This is a genomic window from Pseudomonas sp. DL, assembly GCF_047199225.1.
GTDB lineage: Bacteria > Pseudomonadota > Gammaproteobacteria > Pseudomonadales > Pseudomonadaceae > Pseudomonas > Pseudomonas aeruginosa.
On the sequence record NZ_CP178323.1, the window covers coordinates 940,172 to 961,769 of the forward strand.

Genomic DNA, 21,598 nt, shown 5'->3' on the forward strand with positions numbered 1-21,598 from the left:
TCCTGTCTTGCCGGTGGAAAAGACGTTATCCGTGGTTTTTCAGCGTATCGAGCGGGGACCAGGGGGAAGGCTGGCGATAGGCCTGGTCCAAGGCTAGCCCCGAGGGGAAATGCGGCAACTGCCATTTGGTACAGGGTAAGGGGGCTTGCCGCCGGGGTCGCCAGGGGCGCCCCGGAAGTTTTCGGAAGCGGGACCGGACTCAGTCCAGCTGGCCTTCCCGGTCGTCGAAGATCGCTTCTATGGCCAGTCCGAACACCCGGGCGAGCTTGAACGCCAAGGGCAGGCTTGGATCGTAGCGGCCGGTTTCGATGGCGTTCACCGTCTGCCGCGATACCTCCAGCTTTCCGGCCAGCTCCGCCTGTGACCAACCGCGCTCCGCGCGCAACTCGCGAACGCGGTTCCTCATGCGTAGCGCCTCAGTCCCAGGACGCAGCCGATGACCCAGAACGCGCCCATCAGGGGCCAGACGAAGAACATCGAGAGTTTCGGAAAGCCGGTGGTTTCGAGGAAACCGTAGGCGAAGGTGAGCAGGGCGGTGCCGACGAAGGCCAGGGCGAGGGCTTCGAGATGGATGCGCCGGGCCATTTCGTCGAGGCGCCGCAGGTAACGGATCACCACCAGCGCCAGGGCGACCATCGGTGGCACCGGCAGCAGGGCGAGGAAGACCCGGCCGGCGCCCGGTTCCGTGCCTGCCAGCAACTGGCCGCTGATCAGAACGGCAGCGGCATAGCCGACCAGCGCGAGAAGCAGTTCGAGGAAGAAACGTTTGTGGGTCATGGTTGAACCGTCCATGTAAAGGGGGCTTTACATTGGCCGGAATGCTCTTCTTTGTCAAGCAAGCTTTACATTCTCTATGGGCTTGCCTTGGCGAGGAGACTCGGGGATGGTAGCGGGCGGTCTCTGGGAGAACGGCGAAATGGCGACGGGCGACGAATTCGACGCGCTGCTGGCGGAAGCCGGCCGCACACCGATGCGCGGCTGGGAATACGACTATGGCGGACGCATCCGCCTGGAACCGCCGCCATGGGATTTCCCGGGGCGCATGCTGGAGCGCTGCCGGGCCGCCGCCAGCCTGCTGGACATGGGCACCGGCGGCGGCGAATGGTTGAGCCGGCTGCCGTATCGCCCGCCGCTCACCGTGGCTACCGAGGGCTGGGCGCCCAACCTGGAGATTGCCCGGGGTCGTCTGGAGCCCTTGGGCATCCGCGTGGTCGAGGTGGAGGGCGCGCCGGACAACCATCGCCAGGGCCGGGAGGGCGATGGCGGCGGGGCGTTGCCGTTCGCCGATGGCACCTTCGACCTGGTCGGCAACCGCCACGAGTCCTATCTGCCATCGGAGGTCCGGCGGGTGCTGGCGCCCGGCGGCTGTTTCCTCACCCAGCAGGTGGCCGGCGACTTCAACCGCGAGTTCTATGCGTTGCTCGGCGAACCGGCGCCGACGCCGGAGGCGCCGCACTGGAACCTGGGTTTCGCCCGGGCCCAGCTGGAGGCCGCGGAGTTGCCGCCGGTGGCAGGCGGCGAAGGTTGGGAGGTGTTGCACTTCGCCGATGTCGGCGCCCTGGCCTGGTACCTGTTGAACCTGCCCTGGGTATTTCCCGGTTTTTCCTTCAGGCGCCACCGCGAGCGCCTGCGCGGCCTGCACGAGAGCGGCAAGCCGCTGGCGGTGCGGCAGTTCCTCTTCTGGCTGGAGGCGCGCAGCCCCCAGGCCGCGCGCGGCTAGAGGAAGAGTCGCTTCACCAGCTCGGTGCGGCTGCGCGCGCCGGTCTTGCGGAACAGGTTGAGCAGGTGGGTCTTCACCGTCGGCAGGCCGAGTCCGAGGCACTGTGCCAGGCATTTGTTGCTGACGCCGTCGCGCAGCAGCAGGGCGATCTCCCGTTCCCTCGGTGTCAGGCCTTGCAGGCGCTCGGCGCTGGCCGTTGGCGTGGCGCATGCCTGCGCCGCCAGCTCCATCAGGCCATGCAGGGCGCGCAACTGTCGCAGCTCCTGGTCGGAGAAGGCCCCTAGGCGGGCGTCGCGCAGCAACGACAGGGCCGCGACCGGACGCTGATGCGCATGCGCCAGCACCTCGACCACGTCGCAGATCCCGTGGCGTCGCAGGAAGCCCTGGTACAGTGCGCTGTCCTCCGCGGGCTGGCGGGCGATGCCCTGGCGCAGCGGCACCACCGGCGAAGCGCTGGCCAGGCAGTGGCGCGGCTGCAGCGGATCGTAGTCGCGGTAGTGGCGCAGGTAGTCGCGGTGCATGCCGGCCGGCATCCGCAGGAGCTGGAAATCGTGTGCGCGGCAGTCCTCGTCGATGCGATAGAACACGCACAGGCTGGCCGGTACCACCTGGGTGAAGGCCTGCATGCAGCGCGGGCCGAGGTCGGGCGACAGGGTCGAAGGCATGGCGCGGGACTCCCGAGGGACGAGGCGGCGGGACGTCCACTGTCCCGCCTGCCGGGCAGAATGTCCATGCCCCGGCGCGCCGTCTTGTCTCTCTCTGCCTGGCTTGGCAGGCAGCGGCAAGAAACCCGGCAGGCTGGAGCAAGCGAGCGGGGGAGCGGCGGGTCCAGAGTATTCCCGGGTAGTAGGCGCATGCATGACGCAGCGCCGTCGCCAAGCCGAGGAGCACACATGAGTATTGCCATCGACCCGTCCGTCAGCGCCTTCTTGCGCAGTCCCCATGGCCTGCTGATCGACGGTGAGTCCGGGCCGGCGCGTTCCGGCGCCGACATGCCGCTGTACGACCCGGCGACCGGTGCCGAGCTGGCGCGCGTGGCCCGCGCCGGCGCCGAAGACGTCGATCGGGCGGTCGCCGCCGCGCGGCGTGCGTTCGAAGGCAACTGGGCAGGCCAGCGCCCGGCCGATCGCGAGCGCCTGCTGCTGCGACTGGCGGAACGGATCGAGGCGCATGGCGAGCAACTGGCGCAGTTGGAAACCCTGAACAACGGCAAGTCGATCAACCTGTCGCGGGCCCTGGAGGTCGGCGCCTCGGTGGAGTTCATCCGCTACATGGCCGGCTGGGCGACCAAGATCGAGGGTCGCAGCCTCGACCTGTCGATCGCCGCGGTCCCAGGCGCGCGCTACCGGGCCTACACGGTGCCGGAGCCGGTGGGCGTGGTCGGAGCCATCGTGCCGTGGAATTTCCCCCTGCTGATGGCGATCTGGAAGATCGTCCCGGCCCTGGCCTGCGGCTGCACCGTGGTCCTCAAGCCGGCCGACGAAACCCCGCTGACCGCCCTGCGCCTCGGCCAGTTGTGCCTGGAGGCGGGGATTCCGCCAGGAGTGGTGAACATCGTCACCGGCACGGGCGCCGAGGCCGGCGCGGCACTGGCGGCGCACCCGGGCATCGACAAGCTGGCGTTCACCGGCTCGACCCCGGTGGGCAAGCTGATCGGGCATGCGGCGGTGGAGAACATGACGCGTTTTTCCCTCGAACTCGGCGGCAAATCCCCGGTGATCATCCTCGATGACACCAGCCTGGACATGGCTGCCGCCGGTTCCGCCGGCGCGATCTTCTTCAACCAGGGGCAGGTCTGCACCGCTGGCTCGCGCCTCTATGTGCAGCGCAAGCGTTTCGACCAGGTGCTGGAGCGCCTGGCGGCCATCGCCGGCGACCTGAGCATCGGCCCCGGCCTGGATCCGACCACGCAGATCAACCCGCTGGTCTCGGCCAGGCAGCAGGAGCGGGTGCTGGGGATGATCGAAAGCGGGGTGGCCGAGGGCGCCAGCGTGGTCTGCGGTGGGGCGCGCCAGGGCGAGACGGGGTTCTACGTGCAGCCGACGATCCTTGCCGACGTCACCCCGGGGATGCAGGTGGTGCGCGAGGAAATCTTCGGGCCGGTGCTGGTGGCGACGCCCTTCGACGATCTCGACGAAGCGGTGCGCCTGGCCAACGACAGCATCTACGGGCTCGGTGCGAGCATCTGGTCCAACGACCTGCGCCAGGTCATGGACCTGGTACCCAGGATCAAGGCCGGCACGGTATGGGTGAACGCCCACAACCTGCTCGACCCGTCGATGCCGTTCGGCGGCTTCAAGCAGTCCGGCATCGGACGCGAGATGGGCCATGCGGCGATCGAGGCGTACACCGAGAACAAGTCGGTGTGCATCGCCTACTGATATCGATGAATCGGGGGGAGCCGATTCGTTCGGCTCTTTCGCTGCCCTCCGCGGCAGCCTTTTGTGCGACACGCCTCGCCTGCCGGCGGAGCGTACGGGACGCCGGCGCGTCCCGCAGGGCCTGACGCAAGAACAACAACAGCAACGCTGCCGTCGAGGATACGTCGATGTCCAACTCCAGACTCACCCAGCACCTGCTCCGCGGGCGGGTTGGTTTCCCCACCGCCCTGGCCAGTTCGGTCGGGTTGATCATGGCCAGCCCGGTGATCCTCACCGCCACCACCGGCTTCGGCCTGGGCGGCGGAACCTTCGCCGTGGCGATGCTGGTGGCGCTGCTGCTGATGCTGGCGCAATCCACCACCTTCGCCGAGGCCGCCTGCCTGCTGCCGACCCGTGGCTCGGTCTACGACTACCTGTCGTGCGGCCTCGGGCGCTTCTTCGCGATCACCGGCACGCTGTCGGCCTACCTGATCGTCCATGTGTTCGCCGGCACCGCCGAGACCATGCTCAGCGGCACCATGGCGCTGGTCAACTTCGAGTCGCTGAATACCCTCACCGAGCCGGGCGGCAGCGCCTGGCTGGTGGGCGTCGGCATGGTGCTCTGCTTCGGCCTGCTGAATGCGCTGGGGATCACCGCCTTCGGTCGCGCCGAAGTGATCCTCACCTTCGGCATGTGGAGCACCCTGATGATCTTCGCCGTGGCCGGCCTGTTGCGCCTGCCCGCGGTGGAGTTGCAGGGCTGGTTCGGGGCCTCGATGGTCGGCGACGACCTGCCGACCCTGCTGTCGCTGGTGGGCATGGCGATGTTCATGTTCGTCGGTTGCGAATTCGTCACGCCGCTGGCGCCGGAGGTGCGCCACGCTTCGCGGACCCTGCCGCGGGCGATGGCCCTGGGGTTGATCGGGGTGGCCTGCTGCATGTTCCTCTATGGCGCGGCGATGCGCCGGCAGGTGGAAAACCTCGACCTCGGCGGCGGCCTGCACCTGCTGGAGACGCCGATGGCGATCCCGCGATTCGCCGAGCAGGTGATGGGACCGTTCGGACGCATCTGGCTGGGCGTGGGCCTGCTGTTCGCCGGGGCCGCCACCATCAACACCCTGATGGCCGGCCTGCCGCGGATTCTCTACGGGATGGCGCTGGATGGCGCCTTGCCGAAGGCCTTCACCTACCTGCACCCGCGCTTCAAGACACCGTTGCTGTGCATCGCCGTGGCAGCGGCGATTCCCTGCCTGCACGCCTGGTGGCTGGGCGGCGACAGCGAAGGGATCATCCACCTGGTCCTGGCTGCGGTCTGCGCCTGGGGCACCGCCTACCTGCTGGTGACCCTCTCCGTGGTGCTGCTGCGCATCCGTCGCCCGGACCTGCCGCGCGCCTACCGCTCGCCGCTGTTCCCGTTGCCGCAGCTATTCTCCAGCGCCGGAATCCTGCTGGGGATGTTCTACATCACGCCGCCGGGGATGAACCCCGTCGACATCTACCTGCCGTTCGCCCTGATGCTCGGCCTGGCGGCCGCCTACGCCCTGTTCTGGACCCTGTGCGTACAGCGGGTGAATCCGTTCCGTCCGCTGGCGGTGGAAGAGGTGCTGGAGAAGGAATTCGCCGAAGAGGACCAGCAGCAGCGGGAGAGGGCGCATGTCCGCCTGGGCGCGCTGGTATGAGCGTCACTGGCGCGACTGGCGGCCAGCCGCCTATCGCCCCGGAGCCACCCTGGCCCTGGTGCGGCGCAACCTGGCTGCGTGCGACGGCGAGGCGCAGGACGGCAGGCTGTTGCTGCGTACGAAAGAGCTGAGCCTCGAGGTTCGCGAGCGGGTCCAGGCGCACCTGTTCATGCATATCGTCAGCACTGAGTTCAGCCTGTTCGTGGCGGCGCCCGGGGGGCCGCCGGCCAGCCTGGAGCTGCGTCACGCCGGTTGTTTGCGGCGTCGCGGCATCCTTTGCAAGGTACGCAGCGGGAGCGGGCTCGAGCCGTTGCGGGAGGCCTTGCAGGGGGGCGACCGGGTCTTGCTGGAGCAGCTCATGCCGCTGGACTTCCGGAGTTTGCGCCTCTGCCGCGACGACAGGGGCTGGACCGTGAGCCTGGAACACCTGGGGGCGTGCGAGGTGGTCAACCGCTTCCCCGCCTATCGCCGCTACATCCCTCTGGTCGCCGAGCAGCGCCTGGCCCTGCTGGGCGCCTTCGCCCAATTGCAGCGCCTGCTTTCTCCCGCCTGAACGGCCCTTGCCGGCTCTCCCGGATGCGTATCCGCCGGTCCATTTGCGCTAGCTTGTGGGTATATCGATAACATGTTAATCATAACGGCAGCGCTGCGTGGCTCGGTAATTGCCGCGCCATACAACAATAACGATGGCCGTTGCCGTCAGGAGGTGCCCGGTGCATACCCTGTCTTCCGCACACAACAGCTTCGAAGCCTGGAACCAGGCGTTGCGCCAGGTCTGCGGGCGCTTCGAATCGCAGCCCGCGCTGAACCGGACGCTGTTCATCGGCGATATCTCGCGGCAGGACCTTGGCGGTCTGGAGTTGGCGCAGATCCGCACCAACGCAGGGCGCATCGCCCGCCAGGCCACCCATGCCGATCATGACGACGACCGCCACTGCTTCCTGGTCGTCCAGCGCAGCGGCCATGCGCAACTGCGCCAGGGTGGGGACAGCATAGAGCTGGCGCCAGGGGAAATGGCGCTGATGGACTCCGCGGGCGGCTGCGAGATCATTCCCCACGGACTCATCGAACACACCTCGTTCCATCTCTCCCGCGAAGAGGTATGCCGGCACCTGCCACCCAGCCAGCGGGCCTTCGGCAAACTCTCGCCGAACTGCGCCAGCGGTCGCCTGCTGAGCCTGCTGGTGCAGCAGGTGTGCGCCGGAGAACTGCAGCCGTGGGCGGTGGCGGACGAGGGCGGGGCGTTGCAGGAGGCGCTGATCGCCCTGCTCGGGCCGGCGCTACAGCACGCCGGCGAGGAATTGGAGGGACCGCTGGCCGGGCTCTATGGCTACAGTCTGCGCCGGCACGCGGAGCGTCTGATCGAGCAATCCCTGCAGGAGCCGCGCCTGAGTCCGGACATGCTCGCCGGCCGCCTGCGCATCTCGGTGCGCCAGTTGTACCGGTTGTTCGAGGAGCAGGGCGACAGCGTCTGCCGCTACATTCTCCGCCAGCGCCTCAGCCGCAGCGCCGCCGACCTCGGCAACCCACGGCTGCGCGGCGAATCGATCACCTCCATCGCCTTCAAGTGGGGTTTCAGCGACTCGGCGCATTTCAGCCGGGCGTTCAAGAAGCAGTTCGAGGTTTCGCCCAAGGACTATCGGGCCGGCGCGCTACCGGCCTGACGCCGCCGCGCGCTGCCATTCGTCCCGCCGATCCGCGCCGCAGGCGGAGCTGGCCCGGTGAATGCTTGACGCTTCACCGGAGGCACAGCAAGAATGCGGCGTGTCAGGTTGCATGAAAATAACGGCGGCGCTGTCCGGGGTACCTGCCGCGACAAGCAGCACCCGATGCCCGCACCTTTCATGTCGCCAGCGAGGCGCAGGATGTCATTGCCTTGGGGCGTGCGCCGCGTCGCTATTCACTATCAGATTTCGAGTGCCCCCCTACACCATGCGAATGCGCCTGATGCTTTTGGGCGGCGGTAATGCCCTTGGACAGGCGCTGATCCGCCTAGGGGCGGAGGAAGACATCGGTTTCCTCGCGCCCAGACCACCCGAGCAGGGCTGGGATGCCGCCAGCCTCACCACCCTGCTGGACGAAACGCGCCCCGACGCGGTGATCAACCTCGCCTTCTACCACGACTGGTTCCAGGCCGAGCAGGTCGAGGCGGAGCGCCTGGGCGCCCAGGAGCGCGCCGTCGAGCGCCTCGCGGAGCTCTGCCAGCACTACGAGATCCTGCTGGTCCAGCCGTCCAGCTACCGGGTCTTCGACGGCGCCCGCGCCACCGCCTACAGCGAGAAGGACGAGACCCTTCCGCTGGGCCTGCGTGGCCAGGCGCTCTGGCGCATGGAGCAGAGCGTGCGCGCGGCCTGCCCGCGACATGTGCTGATCCGCTTCGGCTGGCTGCTGGACGAAAGCCCGAACGGCTTGCTGGGACGTTTCCTCAGCCGCGCCGAGCAACCGCAGCCGCTGTTCCTCGCCGACGACCGGCGCGGCAACCCGACGCCGGTGGACGACGCCGCGCGGGTGGTGCTCTCGGTGCTCAAGCAGCTCGACTGCCAGGCGCCGCTGTGGGGCACCTACCACTACGGCGGACTGGAAGCGACCACCACCCTGGCGCTGGGACAGGTGATCCTCAACGAGGCGCGTACCTATCGCTCCAACCTGATCCAGGAGCCTTCGGCGGAGGCCCATGCCGCGCGCCCGGACGCGCTCGACGAGCCGCAGCACGCGGTGATGGTCTGCAAGAAGATCCTCCACACCTTCGGCATCAAGCCGCGCGCCTGGCGCGCAGGTTTGCCGGCTCTATTGGACAGGTACTACAGGCATGTTTGAACGCCCCATCCTGATCACCGGCGGCGCCGGTTTCATCGGCTCCCACCTGACCGACGCGCTGCTGGCGCGCGGCTACCGCGTGCGTGTGCTGGACAACCTGTCCACCGGCAAGCGCGACAACCTGCCCCTGGACGACGAACGGGTAGAGCTGCTCGAAGGCGACGCCGCCGACGCGGCGACCCTGGCGGCCGCCCTGAAGGGCTGCGCGGCGGTCGCCCACCTGGCCGCGGTCGCCTCGGTACAGGCCTCGGTGGACGACCCGGTCGCCACCCACCAGAGCAATTTCATCGCCACCCTGAACCTCTGCGAAGCGATGCGCGAGCAGGGCGTGAAGCGCGTGGTGTTCGCTTCCAGCGCAGCGGTCTACGGGCAGAACGGCGAAGGCACGGCGATCGACGAAGACACCCCGAAGTCGCCGCTGACGCCCTACGCGTCGGACAAGCTGGCCAGCGAGTACTACCTCGATTTCTATCGCCGCCAGCATGGGCTGGAACCGGCGATCTTCCGCTTCTTCAACGTCTACGGGCCACGCCAGGACCCGTCCTCGCCCTATTCCGGGGTGATCAGCATATTCACCGAGCGCGCCCTGAAGGGGACGCCGATCACCGTGTTCGGCGACGGCGAGCAGACCCGCGACTTCATCTACGTCGCCGACCTGGTCGATTTCCTGGTCCAGGCGCTGGAGGCGACGGCGGTGGAACCCGGGGCGGTGAACGTCGGCCTGAATCGCAGCATCAGCCTGAAGCAGTTGCTGGCAGAGATCGGCCAGGTGCTCGGTGGCCTGCCGCCGGTGACCCACGCCGACGCGCGAGCCGGTGACATCAGGCATTCGCGGGCGAACAACGAGCGCCTGCTGCGGCGTTTCCGCTTCGACCAGCCGACGCCGATGGGCGTGGGCCTGGCGCGCCTGCTCGGACGCTGATCACCACCAGGGCTTGTTCAGCGCCAGGTAGAAGATCCCGCCCAGCAGGGTGAGGCTGAGGACGCTGAGCAGGCCCTTGCCGGGGCCCCGCGCCATCCGCAGGGCGAACGCCGCGCAGACGATGTAGCCCAGCAACAGCCCCAGCTTCGCCAGCAGCCAGAGCGGCAGCGGCCAGGGCATCGCCAGGTGCACCAGGCCGAGCGCGCTGAGCAGCAGCAGGGTGTCCACCAGGTGCGGTCCCCAGCGGCGGATGCCGCTGGCCTTGCGCCCCGACCAGTTCCAGGCCAGGCGCCAGACGAACAGGGCGGCGCTGCTGAGGGCGAAGGTGATGTGCAGGGTCTTCAGCCAGAGGTACATGGGGTCCGTTTCCGCAGGATGAAAAAAGGCGCCCGAAGGCGCCTTTTCCCGTTGGGGGCGCAAGCCCCGCGACAGTCTACGACTCAGAACTTGTAGCCGAAACCGATCATGTAGACCCACGGATCGACGTCCACGTCGACCTTGGTCTTGTTCACGCCCAGGGCGCTCGGGCCGTTGATGCTGGCCTTGGTGTCGATGTCCATGTACCAGACGGCCATGTTGAACAGCGCGTGCTCGTTGAGCATGTAGTCGAAGCCCAGTTCGCCGGCCAGGCCCCAGGAGTCCTGCAGCTTCATGCTGCTGAAACCCTGCGCCTTGCGGTTGCTGGCGAGGTCTTCGTCGAAGAAGGTGGTGTAGTTCACGCCCAGGCCGCCGTAGGGCTGGAAGGCGCTGTTGGTACCGCCCATGGGGTAGTACTGGAGCAGCAGGGTCGGCGGCAGTTGCTTGATGTCGGCCAACTTGCCGTCCAGGCCCGGGCCGAGGCCCTTGACGTCGACCTGGTGGTTGAACGGAGTGGCGGCGACCAGTTCCACGCCCCACTTGTCGGCGAACATGTAGGTGAAGGTCAGGCCGAGCTGGGTGTCGCTGTCGACAGTCGCCTTGGTACCGCGCTGCTTGGCGCCGTCCAGCTTGATGTCGGAACTGCTGTCGTCGGGATCGACGGTGGCGAAGCCGCCACGGATGATGAAGTCACCGGCCTTGTGTCCTTGAATATCCGCAGCGGCGAACGGGGAGGCGACGGTGAGGGCCAGCAGGGAAGCGGTAAGCCAGGACTTACGCATGATGAGCTCCATTCCTTGTATTAGAAAGTGTTGGTGCTGCTAATGGTCAGCCAGCTAACAGTTGCCTTCCTTGACACAGCTCAATCAATCCTAGGAGCAAATGTGACCGCCGCAACGTAAATGGCGCGGCGGATTGTCGCATGTCGTTCAGCCACCTTCGTATTCGTAGGGCGTCACCTTGCTCGCCTGCATGCGGTAGCCGGCCGCCGCCAGCTCGCTGCTGGCGTTCTCCACCTTGAAGGTGCCCTCGACCCAGAATGGCTGGTACAACTCGTCCATCTGCACGCCCTTGGCGGTCTTCACGTAGACGATCTGGTTCGACGGCGGCGGCGGTACGTGGATGCAGGCGCCGTAGTAGGGGACCAGGAGGAACTCGGTGACCAGCCCGGCCTCGCTGATTTCCAGCGGCACGATGTAGCCCGGCAGCTTGGCCTCGATGCCGTCCAGTGCCTTCACCACCGGGGCGTTGGGGCTCTGCTGGCTGGCCGCCGGACCGGCTTCGCTGAGGGCGTTGGCGAGGTCGTGGATCGGCAGCGGCGCCGGGGCGGGCGGGGCGCCGGCCGGGATCAGTTGCGACCAGGTCAGTTCGCGCGGCGCGGCGCGCGCCACGGCACTGCCCAGGAGCAGGGCGAAAGCCAGCAGGAGGACGGTCAGGGAGCGCAGCATCGGGGAATATCTCCGGGTCATAGGCGGATCGACAGGCCATCGGCCAGGGACTGGCGGTAGGCGCGCCAGGCCGGCACGCAGCCGATCAGCACGGCGGCCGCCAGGATAGCCCCGAGCAGGCTCCACTCATAGTCGCTCGGCCAGGCCAGCGGCAGGTAGATGCCGTAGTTGGCCTGGACGTAGCCCTGGCTGGCGGCGATGCCGAGGTAGAGCAGGCCCAGGCCGAGGGCGACGCCGGCCAGCGCCAGGCTGAAGGCCTCGGCCAGCAGCAGGCCGAAGATGTGCCAGGGGCGCGCGCCCACCGAGCGCAGGATGGCCATCTCCCGGCGGCGCTCGTTGAGGCTGGTGAGGATCGCCGTGAGCATGCCGATCAGGCCGGTGAGGACGACGAACAGCGAGACCACGAACAGTGCCTTCTCGGCGGTGCCCATCAGGCCCCACAGTTCCTGCAGGGCGACACCGGGGAGGATCGCCATCAGCGGTTCGCCGGGATAGTCGTTGACCTCGCGTTGCAGGGCGAAGGTCGCCACCTTGCTCTTCAGGCCGACCAGGAACGCGGTGATCGCCTGTGGTTGCAGGTCCATGTGCCGCGCCTGCTCGGCACTGACGCGCCCGGCGCCCATCGCCGGCACCCCGTTGCGCCAGTCGACGTGCAGCGCCTCCATGCCGGCGAGGGATATGTGCAGGGTGCGATCCACCGGGGTACCGGTGCGCTGGAGGATGCCGACCACGGTGAACGGCTTGTCGTCGTGCTTGACCAGGCTCACCGTGCTCACCCCATGGGCCAGCACGATCTTCTCGCCGAGCCTGTAGTGCAGGGCTTCGGCCACCTCGGCGCCGAGCACCACGTCGAACAGGTCCTGGCCGAAGGCGCGGCCCTCGGCCAGTTGCAGTTCCTGGCCGCGGCCGTAGCGGTAGTGCTCGAAATAGCCGGCATCGGTACCCATTACCCGGTAGCCGCGGTGCGAGTCGCCGAGGGAGATCGGGATCGCCCACTTCACCCGCGGGTTTTCGGCGAAGTGCCGGTAGCTGTCCCAGCGGATGTTGTTGGTCGCGTTGCCGATGCGGAATACCGAGTAGAGCAGCAGGTTCACCGAGCCGGAGCGCGCGCCGACGATCAGGTCGGATCCGGAGATGGTACTGGCGAAGCTGGCCTTGGCCTCGGTGCGGACCCGCTCCACCGCCAGCAGCAGGCAGGCGGAGAGGGCGATGGCGAAGATCGTCAGCAGGGCGGTGAAGCGGCGGTTGGCCAGGCTGGCCAGTGCCAGTCGGAAGAGATACATGCTCAGAGTCCTGCCGGCCGGGCGGCGCGGTTGAGATCGGAAAGGGACAGGCTGCGGTCGAACAGCCCGGCCAGGCTCTGGTCGTGGCTGACGAACAGCAGGCTGGCGCCGGCCTCGCGGCATTCGGCGAAGAGCAACTGGAGAAACGCCTCGCGGCTGTCGGCGTCGAGCGCCGAGGTCGGCTCGTCGGCGATCACCAGCTCCGGCTGGCCGATCAGCGCGCGGGCGGCGGCGACCCGCTGCTGCTGGCCGATGGACAGGCTGTCGGCGCGGCGTTCGTGCAGTTCGCCGCCGAGGCCGAGCTGGCCGAGCAGATGGCTGGCGGCCTGCGCCGGGCTACCGTGGCGTTCGCGGGCGCGCTGACGGCGCAACGCGGAAAAGTGACAGGGCAGCTCGACGTTCTCGCGTACCGAGAGGAATGGCAGCAGGTTGAACTGCTGGAAGATGTAGCCGGTGTGGTCGACGCGGAAATGGTCGCGGCGCGCGGCGGACAGCTTTTCCAGGTCCTCGCCGAGCAGGCGGATGCTGCCGCGGCCGGGCTTCTGCACGCCGCCGAGGAGGCCGAGCAGGGTGGTCTTGCCGCTGCCGGAAGGCCCCTTGAGGAACAGGCTCTCGCCGCGTTCGAGATGGAAGCTGGGAATGTCCAGCAACTCCGCCTGGCCGGGCCAGGCGAAGCCGAGGTTGGTCAGGGTGATCAGTGCGCTCATGGGGGTAGGGGCGGAACGCTCCGCCGGAGCCTCGAGAATGGATGGAGGGGCGCCGCGCCGAATCCCTCGCGGCGCCTCCGGAACGATCCTACAGCTTCAGCTCGGCGCTGGCCGGAGCCAGGTCGGCGCCTTTCTGGCCGTCGGGACCGATCAGTTGTACCTGAATTTTCTGGGTGGCGGGGAAGCGCTTGAAGAACTCGGCGAGGGTCAGCAGCTTGAGCAGCTCGGGCTTCTCGCAACTGAGCTGGTAATGGGCGTGGATATCGGCATGACCGTGTTCGTGTTCGTGGCCTGCCTTCTCCTTGTGCGCGTGGGCCGGCGCCTTGTCGCCGAACAGCGGACTCCGCAGTTCCTGGCTGGCCACCGAGCAGCCGGCGGTGACCGGCAGGGCGAACAGCTCCAGCGGTTTTTCCAGCTGCGCGCGGGCCTTGGCCACGGCGGCCTTGTCCGCGTCGGTGCTGGCGGCGTGTTCGAAACCGACCAGGTTCATCGCCGGGCTGTCCAGCTCCAGTTCGAGGGTCTTGCCGTCCAGCGCCACGTTCAACTGGGCGACGCCGTGCTCGTGCTTGCCCAGGCTGCCATGGGCGTGGTCATGGTCGTGGTCGTCATGGGCCTGGGCGGCGAACGGCAGCAAGACGAGGGCTAACAGCAGTGGGCGCATGAACGGGACTCCGGCAAGGAAGGAAAAGAGTTTGTTACGTTATAACGAATTTTTCCGCCTGCCTAGCCTGGCCGATTTGGCCCCTACGCGCCGACGTGGGAGCATGGCGCGATTCGCTTGTGGAGAAACGAGATGGTGCGGATTCGCGGAAGCATCGGCGACTGGCCGGTGGACCTGACCCTGGAACTGGACGCCGAGGATTGGCGCCAGCTGGCGCAACACGTGCCCCCGCCGCCGCTGGGCGAGCCGCAGGTCGCGGCGGCCAGGGCGCCGGCGCCGGCAGCGCCGGTGGATCGCCTATGGCAGACCGCCCAGGACCTGCTGCGCGGCAGCGGGCGGATCGAGGGGCCGCAGTTGCTGGCGGAGTTGGAGGGGTTCAGCGGCAATGCCGGCGCCGCCAAGCAACTGCTGGTGCGCCTGCGGCACGACGCCCGGGTCAAGGTCGAGGTGGTCGACGGCACCCAGGTGTTCGTCTGGCTGGAGGACTGAGCCCCGCGGACGGGGCTCGGCGACTCAGTAGAGCGCCTGGTACAGCTTGCGGCGGTAGGCGGTGACCAGCGGGTGGTCGTTGCCAAGCAGGTCGAAGACCTGCACCAGGGTCTTGCGCGGCAGGTCGTCCTGGTAGCCGCGGTTGCGCAGGAACAGCTTGAGCAGTCCGTCCAGGGCCGCCTCGTACTGCTGCCGGGCGAGCTGCTGGACGGCCAACTGGTAGGCTGCCTCGTCGTCGCCGGCATCGGCCGCCAGGCGGCTCTTCAGCTCTGCGCTGTCGGGCAGGTCGGCAGCCTGGCGCAGGAAGGTCAGCTGCGCGCGGGCGCCGGCCAGGGCCTGCTTGTGCTCGTCGCTCTTCACCGCGTCGAGGATGGCCTGCGCCTCTTCCAGTTCGCCGCGCTCGGCCAGGCAGCGGGCGTAGAGGATCAGCGCCGCGGCGTTCTCGTTGTTCTCCGCCAGCAGGGCTTTCAGGGTCGCTTCGGCGTCGCCGATGCGGCCTTCGGCGAACAGCGCCTGGGCCACTTCCAGCGGGTCTTCGTCGGGCAGCGCCGGTGCTTTCACATGGGGTTCGAGCAGGGCGCGGATCTGCGATTCGGGCTGGGCGCCGGCGAAACCGTCGACCGGCTGGCCATCCTTGAACAGGACCACGGTCGGCAGGCTGCGGATGCCGAAGCGCATCACGATGTCCTGCTCGACGTCGCAGTTGACCTTGGCCAGCAGCAATTCGCCCTGGTAGGACTCGGCGATCTGCGCCAGCAGTGGCATCAGCGCCTTGCACGGGGCGCACCAGTCGGCCCAGAAGTCCACCAGGACCGGCTTGTGGAACGAGTTCTCGATGACCAGCTGCTCGAAGTTGGCGCCGGTGACGTCGAAGATGTAGGGCGTATCGCTCATGTCGATTCTCGGAAACGCAAGGTGGTGACCACTATAAGTGGGGGCGCGCCGCGCGCAAACAAGCCCGTGCCTCAGGCTTGCCCGCGTTCGGCGTGATACAGGCTGACCAGGCGGAATTCGGCGGGCTCGGCGAGGTCCGGCCAGGTACAGGCTTCGAGCACGTCCAGGCGTCGGTACAGCGGATGACGGAAGTCACGGACCCGCGAGTCGGCGACCAGCGCCTGGCGGCCGCGGCTGAGGAACTGGTCGAGCAGCGGCAGGTTGGCGCGGTCGTAGAGCACGTCGGCCACCAGGATCAGGTCGAAGCGATCGTCCTCGGCGAAGAAGTCCGCCGAATAGCTCAGCTCCACTCCGTTCAGTTCGGCGTTCGCCCGGCTCGCTGCCAGCGCCAGGGGATCCAGGTCGCAAGCCACCACCTCGGCGGCGCCGGCGCGGGCCGCGGCGATCGCCGCCACCCCGGAGCCGCTGCCGAAGTCCAGCACGCGCTTGTCGCGGACCCACTGCGGGCGCGCCGCCAGCCAGCGCGCCAGGACCAGCCCGCTGGCCCAGCAGAAGCACCAGTACGGCGGCTCTTCGAGGATGCGGCGGGTTTCCTCCGGGCTGAACTGGCGGTCCATGTTCTGCGCGTCGATCAGCCACAGGCGCAGGTCGGTGCCGGGCAGCGCGGTGGCGCTGAGCCGGGCGTCGCCGAGCAGCTCGCCCAGCGCCTGGGTCAGGGCTTGCGGTGCCGTCACGGCGCGCGTACCAGGCGCAGTTCGCCGAGGGACTGGGTGGTCGGCTGGGCGATCCGCAACGGATGCAGGCGCCAGGCCAACTGGCCGGACTGGATCACCCGCGCGTGCAGTTCGACGCGCAGCGCGCCACCGGCCGGCGGGAAGGATTCGGGGTTGAACGGCAGGCGGAAGGGCATGAGTTCGCCGGTGGCCAGCACCGTCTCGCTGGCCAGCAGCCGCTGTGGACGGTCGCGCTCGTCGATCACCAGCAGTGCCATCTGCACCTCGCTGCCGCGTGGCAGGCTGCCCTGGATGCTGCTCAGCGTTCCGCTCAGCTCGCGCAGGTGGGCCGGTAGCACCGGCTCGACCATGGTCACGCTGCGCGAAGCTTGCGGCGTTGGCGCAGGCTTCGGCTTGTCGCTGGAACAAGCGGCGAGGAGAAGGACGGCCAGCAGGGCGATCGGGCGCAGGGTCATGGGCTGCTCCATAGCGGTGGAATCCGGGCGGCGCTTGTATAGCGCAAAGTGTGATTCTTGTCGCGCTTCGCGTAGGCCGCAACGTCCGATTCCTCTCGCCTTTCCCAGCGTGCCGGCGCCGGTCGATTCTGCGGGTGCTCGGTCGGGCGCGGATGCGCTACCATGCGGCTTCCTTCAGCTACGCCTGTATCAGCACCATGCATTGTCCCTTCTGCGGTGCCCATGACACCAAAGTGATTGACTCGCGACTGGTCGCCGAGGGCGATCAGGTGCGCCGGCGCCGCGAGTGCCTGGCCTGCGGCGAACGCTTCACCACCTTCGAGACCGCCGAGCTGGTCATGCCGCGCCTGATCAAGCAGGACGGCAGCCGCCAGCCGTTCGACGAGGACAAGCTGCGCGCCGGCATGCAGCGCGCCCTGGAGAAGCGTCCGGTCAGCGTCGAGCGCCTGGAAGCGGCCATCGGCCACATCAAGCACCAGTTGCGCGCCACCGGCGAGCGCGAGATCAAGTCGCGGGTGCTGGGCGAACTGGTGATGGCCGAGCTGCAGAAGCTCGACGAAGTCGCCTACATCCGTTTCGCCTCGGTCTACCGGCGCTTCCAGGACCTCAACGAATTCCGCGAGGAGATCGAACGCCTCGCCCGCGAGCCGGCCAAGGAATGAACGCCGCCGACCCGCTGTACATGGCCCGCGCCCTGGAACTGGCGCGCCAGGGGCTGTACTCCACCCATCCGAATCCGCGCGTCGGCTGCGTGCTGGTCAAGGACGGCCAGGTGGTCGGCGAGGGCTGGCACGTCCGCGCCGGCGAGCCGCACGCCGAGGTCCATGCCCTGCGCCAGGCCGGCGAGAATGCACGCGGCGCCACCGCCTACGTGACCCTCGAGCCCTGCAGCCACTTCGGCCGCACCCCGCCGTGCGCCGATGCGCTGGTGGGCGCCGGGGTGGCGCGGGTGGTCGCGGCGATGCAGGATCCCAACCCCGAGGTCGCCGGTCGCGGCCTGCTGCGTCTGATGCAGGCCGGCATCGCGGTGCAGAGCGGCGTCCTCGAGGCCGAGGCGCGGGAACTCAACATCGGTTTCATCAAGCGCATGGAACATGGCCTGCCGTTCGTCCGGGTCAAGCTGGCGATGAGCCTGGACGGGCGCACCGCCATGGCCAGCGGGGAAAGCCAGTGGATCACCGGGCCCTCCGCGCGTTCGGCGGTGCAGCGCTTGCGCGCTCGCTCCAGCGTGGTGTTGTCCGGCGCCGATACGCTGCTGGCGGACGATGCGCGGCTCAACGTACGCCCCGACGAACTGGGCCTGAACGCCGAGCTTACCGCGCTCGCCGCGGCTCGCCAGCCGTTGCGGGTGCTGGTCGACGGGCGCCTGCGGGTGCCGCTGGAGTCGGCGTTCTACCAGGCCGGTCCGGCGCTGGTGGCGACCTGCGCCGCCGCCTCGGCGCGCGAACGCTTCCAGGACGCCGGCCACGAACTGCTGGCGCTGCCCTCCGCCGAGGGCCACGTCGATTTGCACAAGCTGCTCCTGGAACTGGCGGCGCGCGGCGCCAACGAAGTGCTGGTGGAGGCCGGCCCGCGTCTGGCCGGCGCCTTCGCCCGGCTGGGGCTGGTGGATGAGTACCGGCTGTTCGTCGCGCCGAAGTTCCTCGGCTCCAGCGCCCGTCCTTTGCTCGACTGGCCGCTGGCGCGGATGGCCGATGCGGCGCAGTTGCGGATCGACGACATCCGCGCGGTGGGCGACGACTGGCTGGTCACCGCGCGGCCCCATCCGCGGGACGCCTGAACTTCGCTGCGCGGCGACGCGGCGGACGATGCACAAGCGGCGCAACTGTGGTAAAACGCCACACGGCCATCTCGGTGGCCGTAACGTTCTCAGGGCGGGGTGAAAGTCCCCACCGGCGGTAATGGCGCGCAAGGCGCCTAGCCCGCGAGCGCTTGCCGGACCGGCCACCGCCGGACGACAAGGTCAGCAGACCCGGTGCGATTCCGGGGCCGACGGTCATAGTCCGGATAAAGAGAGAACGGGATTGCCTGCCTGGGCGTACCCTGTGCGCCCGCAAGATCCCCTTCGATCCAAAAAGCCCTGTTTTTCACGAAACAGGAGTTCGTCATATGTCTTCATCTTGGAATACCCGCGCTATGGCACGCAGGCCGCTCGGCGTCGCGCCGGCCATGCTGCGCGCCTGTGCGGCGGAAAAACGGGAGGTCGCATGTTCACCGGCATAATCGAGTCGATCGGCAGCGTCCGCGCAATGACGCCCAAGGGCGGCGACCTGCGGGTCTACATCGCCACCGGCAAGCTCGACCTGGGCGACGTCAAGCTCGGCGACAGCATCGCGGTCAACGGCGTCTGCCTGACCGCGGTGGAACTGCCCGGCGATGGCTTCTGGGCCGACGTCAGCCGCGAGAGCCTGGCGCGCACCGCCTTCCAGCACCTGAAGGTGGGCAGCCGGGTGAACCTGGAAAAGGCCCTGACGCCGACCACCCGCCTCGGCGGACACCTGGTGAGCGGCCACGTCGACGGCGTCGGCGAGGTGCTCAAGCGCGAGGAGAACGCCCGCGCCATCCAGTTCACCGTGCGGGCCCCGCGCGAACTGGCCAGGTACATCGCGCACAAGGGCTCGATCACCGTCGACGGCACCAGCCTCACGGTGAACGCGGTGAACGGCGCGGAGTTCGAGCTGACCATCGTCCCGCATACGCTCAGCGAAACCATCATGGCCGAGTACCAGCCCGGACGCCGGGTCAACCTCGAGGTCGACCTGCTGGCCCGTTACCTGGAGCGCCTGCTGCTTGGCGACAAGGCCGCCGAGCCCAGCGCCTCCGGCATCAGCGAAGCGTTTCTCGCCGAGAACGGTTTTCTCAAGTAACCCACGAATTGCATAAGGGGGTGCCCATGGCACTCAACACGATCGACGAACTGATCGAAGACATCCGCCAAGGCAAGATGGTCATCCTGATGGATGACGAGGACCGCGAGAACGAAGGCGACCTGATCATGGCCGCCGAATGCGTCCGCACCGAAGACATCAACTTCATGGTCAAGCATGCCCGCGGCCTGGTCTGCATGCCGATGACCCGCGAGCGTTGCGAGCGCCTCGGCCTGCCGCTGATGGTGCAGCGCAACGGCTCCGGCTTCGGCACCAAGTTCACTGTCTCCATCGAGGCCGCCGAGGGCGTCACCACCGGCATCTCCGCCGCGGACCGCGCCCGCACCGTGCAGGCTGCGGCGGCGAAGAACGCCGTGGCCGCCGACATCGTCAGCCCCGGCCACATCTTCCCGCTGATGGCCCAGCCGGGCGGTACCCTGGCTCGCGCCGGGCACACCGAGGCGGCCTGCGACCTGGCGCGGATGGCCGGGTTCGAGCCGTCCGGGGTGATCTGCGAGGTGATGAACGACGACGGCAGCATGGCTCGCCGGCCCGAACTGGAGGCGTTCGCCGCCGAGCACGGGATCAAGATCGGCACCATCGCCGACCTGATCCACTACCGGCTGATCCACGAGCGCACCGTCGAGCGCATCGCCGAGCAGCCGCTCGACAGCGAACTGGGCCACTTCAACCTGATCACCTACCGCGACTCGGTGGAGGGCGACGTGCACCTGGCGCTGACCCTCGGCAAGGTCTGCGCGGAAGAGCCGACCCTGGTCCGCGTGCATAACATGGACCCGCTGCGCGACCTGCTGCAGGTCAACCAGCCGGGCCGCTGGAGCCTGCGCGCGGCGATGACCAGGGTCGCCGAGGCGGGCAGCGGCGTGGTGCTGCTGCTCGGTCACCAGATCGGCGGCGACGACCTGCTCGCCCATGTCCGCGAGATCGCTTCGGCGCCGGCTCCGGCGCCCAAGGCCACCACCACCTACAGCACCGTCGGTGCCGGTTCGCAGATCCTGCGCGACCTCGGCGTGCGCAAGATGCGCCTGCTGAGTGCGCCGATGCGCTTCAATGCGATATCCGGTTTCGACCTGGAAGTTGTAGAATACCTGCCCGCCGAATAAGGCCTGTCCCGCCCGCCGCGTGCAAGATCGCGGTGGGCGCTATGCTGGACGGACCTTTCGACCCTTTTCGCTCGGGGCGCAACGGCGTCCCGGCTCTTTAACAGATGAGACCTGCTCATGACCCTGAAGACCATCGAAGGTACCTTCATTGCCCCCAAAGGCCGCTACGCCCTGGTGGTCGGCCGCTTCAACAGCTTCGTCGTGGAAAGCCTGGTCAGCGGCGCCGTCGACGCCCTGGTCCGCCACGGCGTGGCTGAAAGCGAGATCACCATCATCCGCGCCCCGGGTGCCTTCGAGATCCCGCTGGTGACCCAGAAGGTCGCCCAGCAAGGCGGCTTCGACGCCATCATCGCCCTCGGCGCGGTGATCCGTGGCGGCACCCCGCACTTCGAATACGTGGCTGGCGAGTGCACCAAGGGCCTGGCCCAGGTGTCCCTGCAGTTCGGCATCCCGGTCGCCTTCGGCGTCCTCACCGTCGACTCCATCGAGCAGGCCATCGAGCGCTCCGGCACCAAGGCCGGCAACAAGGGCGCCGAAGCCGCGCTGTCGGCCCTGGAAATGGTCAGCCTGCTGGCGCAGTTGGAGGCCAAGTGAGCAATCAAGACAGCGGCAACCCGGCAGCCAAGCCGCCGAAAGGCAAGACCGCCGCTCGCCGCAAGGCCCGCAGCCTGGCCGTCCAGGCCCTGTACTCCTGGCAGATCGCCGGCCAGCCCCTGCACGAGATCGAGGCGCAGTTCCGCACCGACAACGACTTCTCCGAGGTCGACGGCGCCTACTTCCACGAGATCCTGCACGGCGTGCCGCGACAGAAGAGCGAGCTGGACTCCACCTTCGAGCCCTGCCTGGACCGCCCGCTGGCCGAGATCGACCCGGTCGAGCTGGCCATCCTGCGGCTGTCCACCTACGAGCTGCGCAACCGCATCGACGTGCCCTACAAGGTAGTGATCAACGAGGGCATCGAGCTGGCCAAGACCTTCGGCGCCACCGACGGCCACAAGTTCGTCAACGGCGTGCTCGACAAGCTGGCGCCGCGCCTGCGCGCCGCCGAGCTGCGCGGCGGCAAGCGCTGATCCCGCGCCGG

Annotated in this window: 26 protein-coding genes and 1 riboswitch; of the genes, 14 read left to right on the plus strand and 12 right to left on the minus strand. The window is 68.3% G+C overall.

The genetic code is table 11. The features are described from left to right. Positions 1-199: 199 nt before the first annotated feature. Together ACI766_RS04365 and ACI766_RS04370 are read right to left on the minus strand one after the other, a co-directional pair. A complete protein-coding gene (locus ACI766_RS04365; protein WP_003093358.1) occupies positions 200-406 on the minus strand; it encodes a helix-turn-helix transcriptional regulator in 207 nt (68 codons plus the stop codon). Further along, positions 403-777 carry a hypothetical protein gene (locus tag ACI766_RS04370; protein ID WP_003142991.1) on the minus strand — a complete coding sequence of 125 codons (375 nt, stop codon included), beginning with the start codon at positions 775-777 and terminating at the stop codon, positions 403-405. The genes ACI766_RS04365 and ACI766_RS04370 overlap by 4 nt, the downstream gene beginning before the upstream one ends. A gap of 106 nt (positions 778-883) precedes the next feature. On the opposite strand from ACI766_RS04370, the gene ACI766_RS04375 reads away from it, so the two are divergent. Further along, entirely contained in the window at positions 884-1,720 is an 837-nt protein-coding gene (locus ACI766_RS04375) for a class I SAM-dependent methyltransferase (RefSeq protein ID WP_003113041.1), read from the plus strand. Here the strand turns inward: ACI766_RS04375 and ACI766_RS04380 are convergent. Next, positions 1,717-2,385 carry a helix-turn-helix transcriptional regulator gene (locus tag ACI766_RS04380; protein WP_003113042.1) on the minus strand — a complete coding sequence of 223 codons (669 nt, stop codon included), beginning with the start codon at positions 2,383-2,385 and terminating at the stop codon, positions 1,717-1,719. The two genes, ACI766_RS04375 and ACI766_RS04380, sit on opposite strands and share 4 nt — an antisense overlap. 228 nt (positions 2,386-2,613) lie before the next feature. Between ACI766_RS04380 and ACI766_RS04385 the strand changes: the two genes are divergently transcribed. From ACI766_RS04385 to ACI766_RS04410, 6 genes are all read left to right on the plus strand, one after another. Continuing rightward, entirely contained in the window at positions 2,614-4,101 is a 1,488-nt protein-coding gene (locus ACI766_RS04385; protein ID WP_003113043.1) for an aldehyde dehydrogenase family protein, read from the plus strand. Between the two features lie 167 nt (positions 4,102-4,268). After that, positions 4,269-5,759, plus strand: a complete 1,491-nt coding sequence (locus ACI766_RS04390) for an APC family permease (RefSeq protein WP_003113044.1) — start codon at positions 4,269-4,271, stop codon at positions 5,757-5,759. Then, on the plus strand, positions 5,734-6,312 hold the full coding sequence (locus ACI766_RS04395; protein ID WP_003105260.1) for a DUF3156 family protein: 579 nt from the start codon (positions 5,734-5,736) through the stop codon (positions 6,310-6,312). The genes ACI766_RS04390 and ACI766_RS04395 overlap by 26 nt, the downstream gene beginning before the upstream one ends. A 160-nt stretch (positions 6,313-6,472) precedes the next feature. After that, a complete protein-coding gene (gene feaR / locus ACI766_RS04400) occupies positions 6,473-7,423 on the plus strand; it encodes a transcriptional regulator FeaR (RefSeq protein ID WP_003105262.1) in 951 nt (316 codons plus the stop codon). 268 nt (positions 7,424-7,691) lie between these two features. Next, the gene (locus ACI766_RS04405) at positions 7,692-8,576 is read left to right on the plus strand and encodes a dTDP-4-dehydrorhamnose reductase (RefSeq protein WP_003113045.1); all 885 of its coding nucleotides are present in this window, start codon (positions 7,692-7,694) and stop codon (positions 8,574-8,576) included. Next, complete coding sequence (locus ACI766_RS04410; protein ID WP_003093339.1) at positions 8,569-9,498, plus strand: NAD-dependent epimerase/dehydratase family protein; 930 nt, start codon at positions 8,569-8,571, stop codon at positions 9,496-9,498. The genes ACI766_RS04405 and ACI766_RS04410 overlap by 8 nt, the downstream gene beginning before the upstream one ends. On the opposite strand, the gene ACI766_RS04415 is transcribed toward ACI766_RS04410, so the two are convergent. The 6 genes from ACI766_RS04415 to ACI766_RS04440 form a co-directional block, all read right to left on the minus strand. Continuing rightward, the gene (locus ACI766_RS04415) at positions 9,499-9,855 is read right to left on the minus strand and encodes a SirB2 family protein (RefSeq protein WP_003093338.1); all 357 of its coding nucleotides are present in this window, start codon (positions 9,853-9,855) and stop codon (positions 9,499-9,501) included. 83 nt (positions 9,856-9,938) lie between these two features. Next, positions 9,939-10,637 (minus strand): outer membrane protein OprG, encoded by a 699-nt coding sequence (oprG, locus tag ACI766_RS04420; protein WP_003093337.1) that lies wholly within the window; start codon positions 10,635-10,637, stop codon positions 9,939-9,941. A 147-nt stretch (positions 10,638-10,784) separates the two neighbouring features. After that, on the minus strand, positions 10,785-11,303 hold the full coding sequence (locus ACI766_RS04425; RefSeq protein WP_003105266.1) for a DUF3299 domain-containing protein: 519 nt from the start codon (positions 11,301-11,303) through the stop codon (positions 10,785-10,787). Positions 11,304-11,320: 17 nt separating this feature from the next. Next, positions 11,321-12,586 (minus strand): ABC transporter permease, encoded by a 1,266-nt coding sequence (locus ACI766_RS04430; protein WP_023083302.1) that lies wholly within the window; start codon positions 12,584-12,586, stop codon positions 11,321-11,323. 2 nt (positions 12,587-12,588) lie between these two features. Beyond that, on the minus strand, positions 12,589-13,293 hold the full coding sequence (locus ACI766_RS04435; protein WP_003093325.1) for an ABC transporter ATP-binding protein: 705 nt from the start codon (positions 13,291-13,293) through the stop codon (positions 12,589-12,591). 88 nt (positions 13,294-13,381) lie between these two features. Next, positions 13,382-13,954 (minus strand): DUF2796 domain-containing protein, encoded by a 573-nt coding sequence (locus ACI766_RS04440; RefSeq protein WP_003105271.1) that lies wholly within the window; start codon positions 13,952-13,954, stop codon positions 13,382-13,384. A 132-nt stretch (positions 13,955-14,086) separates the two neighbouring features. On the opposite strand from ACI766_RS04440, the gene ACI766_RS04445 reads away from it, so the two are divergent. After that, positions 14,087-14,443, plus strand: coding sequence for a hypothetical protein (locus ACI766_RS04445; protein WP_003105273.1), 357 nt, complete (start codon positions 14,087-14,089; stop codon positions 14,441-14,443). A 24-nt stretch (positions 14,444-14,467) separates the two neighbouring features. Here ACI766_RS04445 and trxA read toward each other — a convergent pair whose 3' ends face one another. The 3 genes from trxA to ACI766_RS04460 all read right to left on the minus strand — a co-directional run bounded on the left by trxA (position 14,468) and on the right by ACI766_RS04460 (position 16,538). Next, a complete protein-coding gene (trxA, locus tag ACI766_RS04450) occupies positions 14,468-15,337 on the minus strand; it encodes a thioredoxin (protein ID WP_003105274.1) in 870 nt (289 codons plus the stop codon). Positions 15,338-15,408: 71 nt separating this feature from the next. Then, entirely contained in the window at positions 15,409-16,071 is a 663-nt protein-coding gene (locus ACI766_RS04455; protein WP_003113049.1) for a class I SAM-dependent methyltransferase, read from the minus strand. Beyond that, the gene (locus ACI766_RS04460; RefSeq protein WP_003113050.1) at positions 16,068-16,538 is read right to left on the minus strand and encodes a YbaY family lipoprotein; all 471 of its coding nucleotides are present in this window, start codon (positions 16,536-16,538) and stop codon (positions 16,068-16,070) included. Before ACI766_RS04460 ends, ACI766_RS04455 begins: the two co-directional genes overlap by 4 nt. 185 nt (positions 16,539-16,723) lie before the next feature. Here ACI766_RS04460 and nrdR point away from each other — a divergent pair, with 185 nt between their 5' ends. The 6 genes from nrdR (at position 16,724) to nusB (ending at position 21,587) form a co-directional block, all read left to right on the plus strand. Further along, the gene (gene nrdR / locus ACI766_RS04465) at positions 16,724-17,188 is read left to right on the plus strand and encodes a transcriptional regulator NrdR (protein WP_003107181.1); all 465 of its coding nucleotides are present in this window, start codon (positions 16,724-16,726) and stop codon (positions 17,186-17,188) included. After that, positions 17,185-18,306, plus strand: a complete 1,122-nt coding sequence (ribD, locus tag ACI766_RS04470; protein WP_003107179.1) for a bifunctional diaminohydroxyphosphoribosylaminopyrimidine deaminase/5-amino-6-(5-phosphoribosylamino)uracil reductase RibD — start codon at positions 17,185-17,187, stop codon at positions 18,304-18,306. Before nrdR ends, ribD begins: the two co-directional genes overlap by 4 nt. 81 nt (positions 18,307-18,387) lie before the next feature. After that, a riboswitch (FMN riboswitch) is annotated at positions 18,388-18,550 on the plus strand. A 183-nt stretch (positions 18,551-18,733) separates the two neighbouring features. Then, positions 18,734-19,393 (plus strand): riboflavin synthase, encoded by a 660-nt coding sequence (locus ACI766_RS04475; RefSeq protein ID WP_003093316.1) that lies wholly within the window; start codon positions 18,734-18,736, stop codon positions 19,391-19,393. Between the two features lie 26 nt (positions 19,394-19,419). Then, complete coding sequence (gene ribBA / locus ACI766_RS04480) at positions 19,420-20,517, plus strand: bifunctional 3,4-dihydroxy-2-butanone-4-phosphate synthase/GTP cyclohydrolase II (protein WP_003454181.1); 1,098 nt, start codon at positions 19,420-19,422, stop codon at positions 20,515-20,517. A gap of 117 nt (positions 20,518-20,634) precedes the next feature. Continuing rightward, positions 20,635-21,111, plus strand: coding sequence for a 6,7-dimethyl-8-ribityllumazine synthase (ribE, locus tag ACI766_RS04485; protein WP_003093311.1), 477 nt, complete (start codon positions 20,635-20,637; stop codon positions 21,109-21,111). Further along, on the plus strand, positions 21,108-21,587 hold the full coding sequence (gene nusB, locus ACI766_RS04490) for a transcription antitermination factor NusB (RefSeq protein ID WP_003093308.1): 480 nt from the start codon (positions 21,108-21,110) through the stop codon (positions 21,585-21,587). Before ribE ends, nusB begins: the two co-directional genes overlap by 4 nt. Positions 21,588-21,598 lie beyond the last annotated feature (11 nt).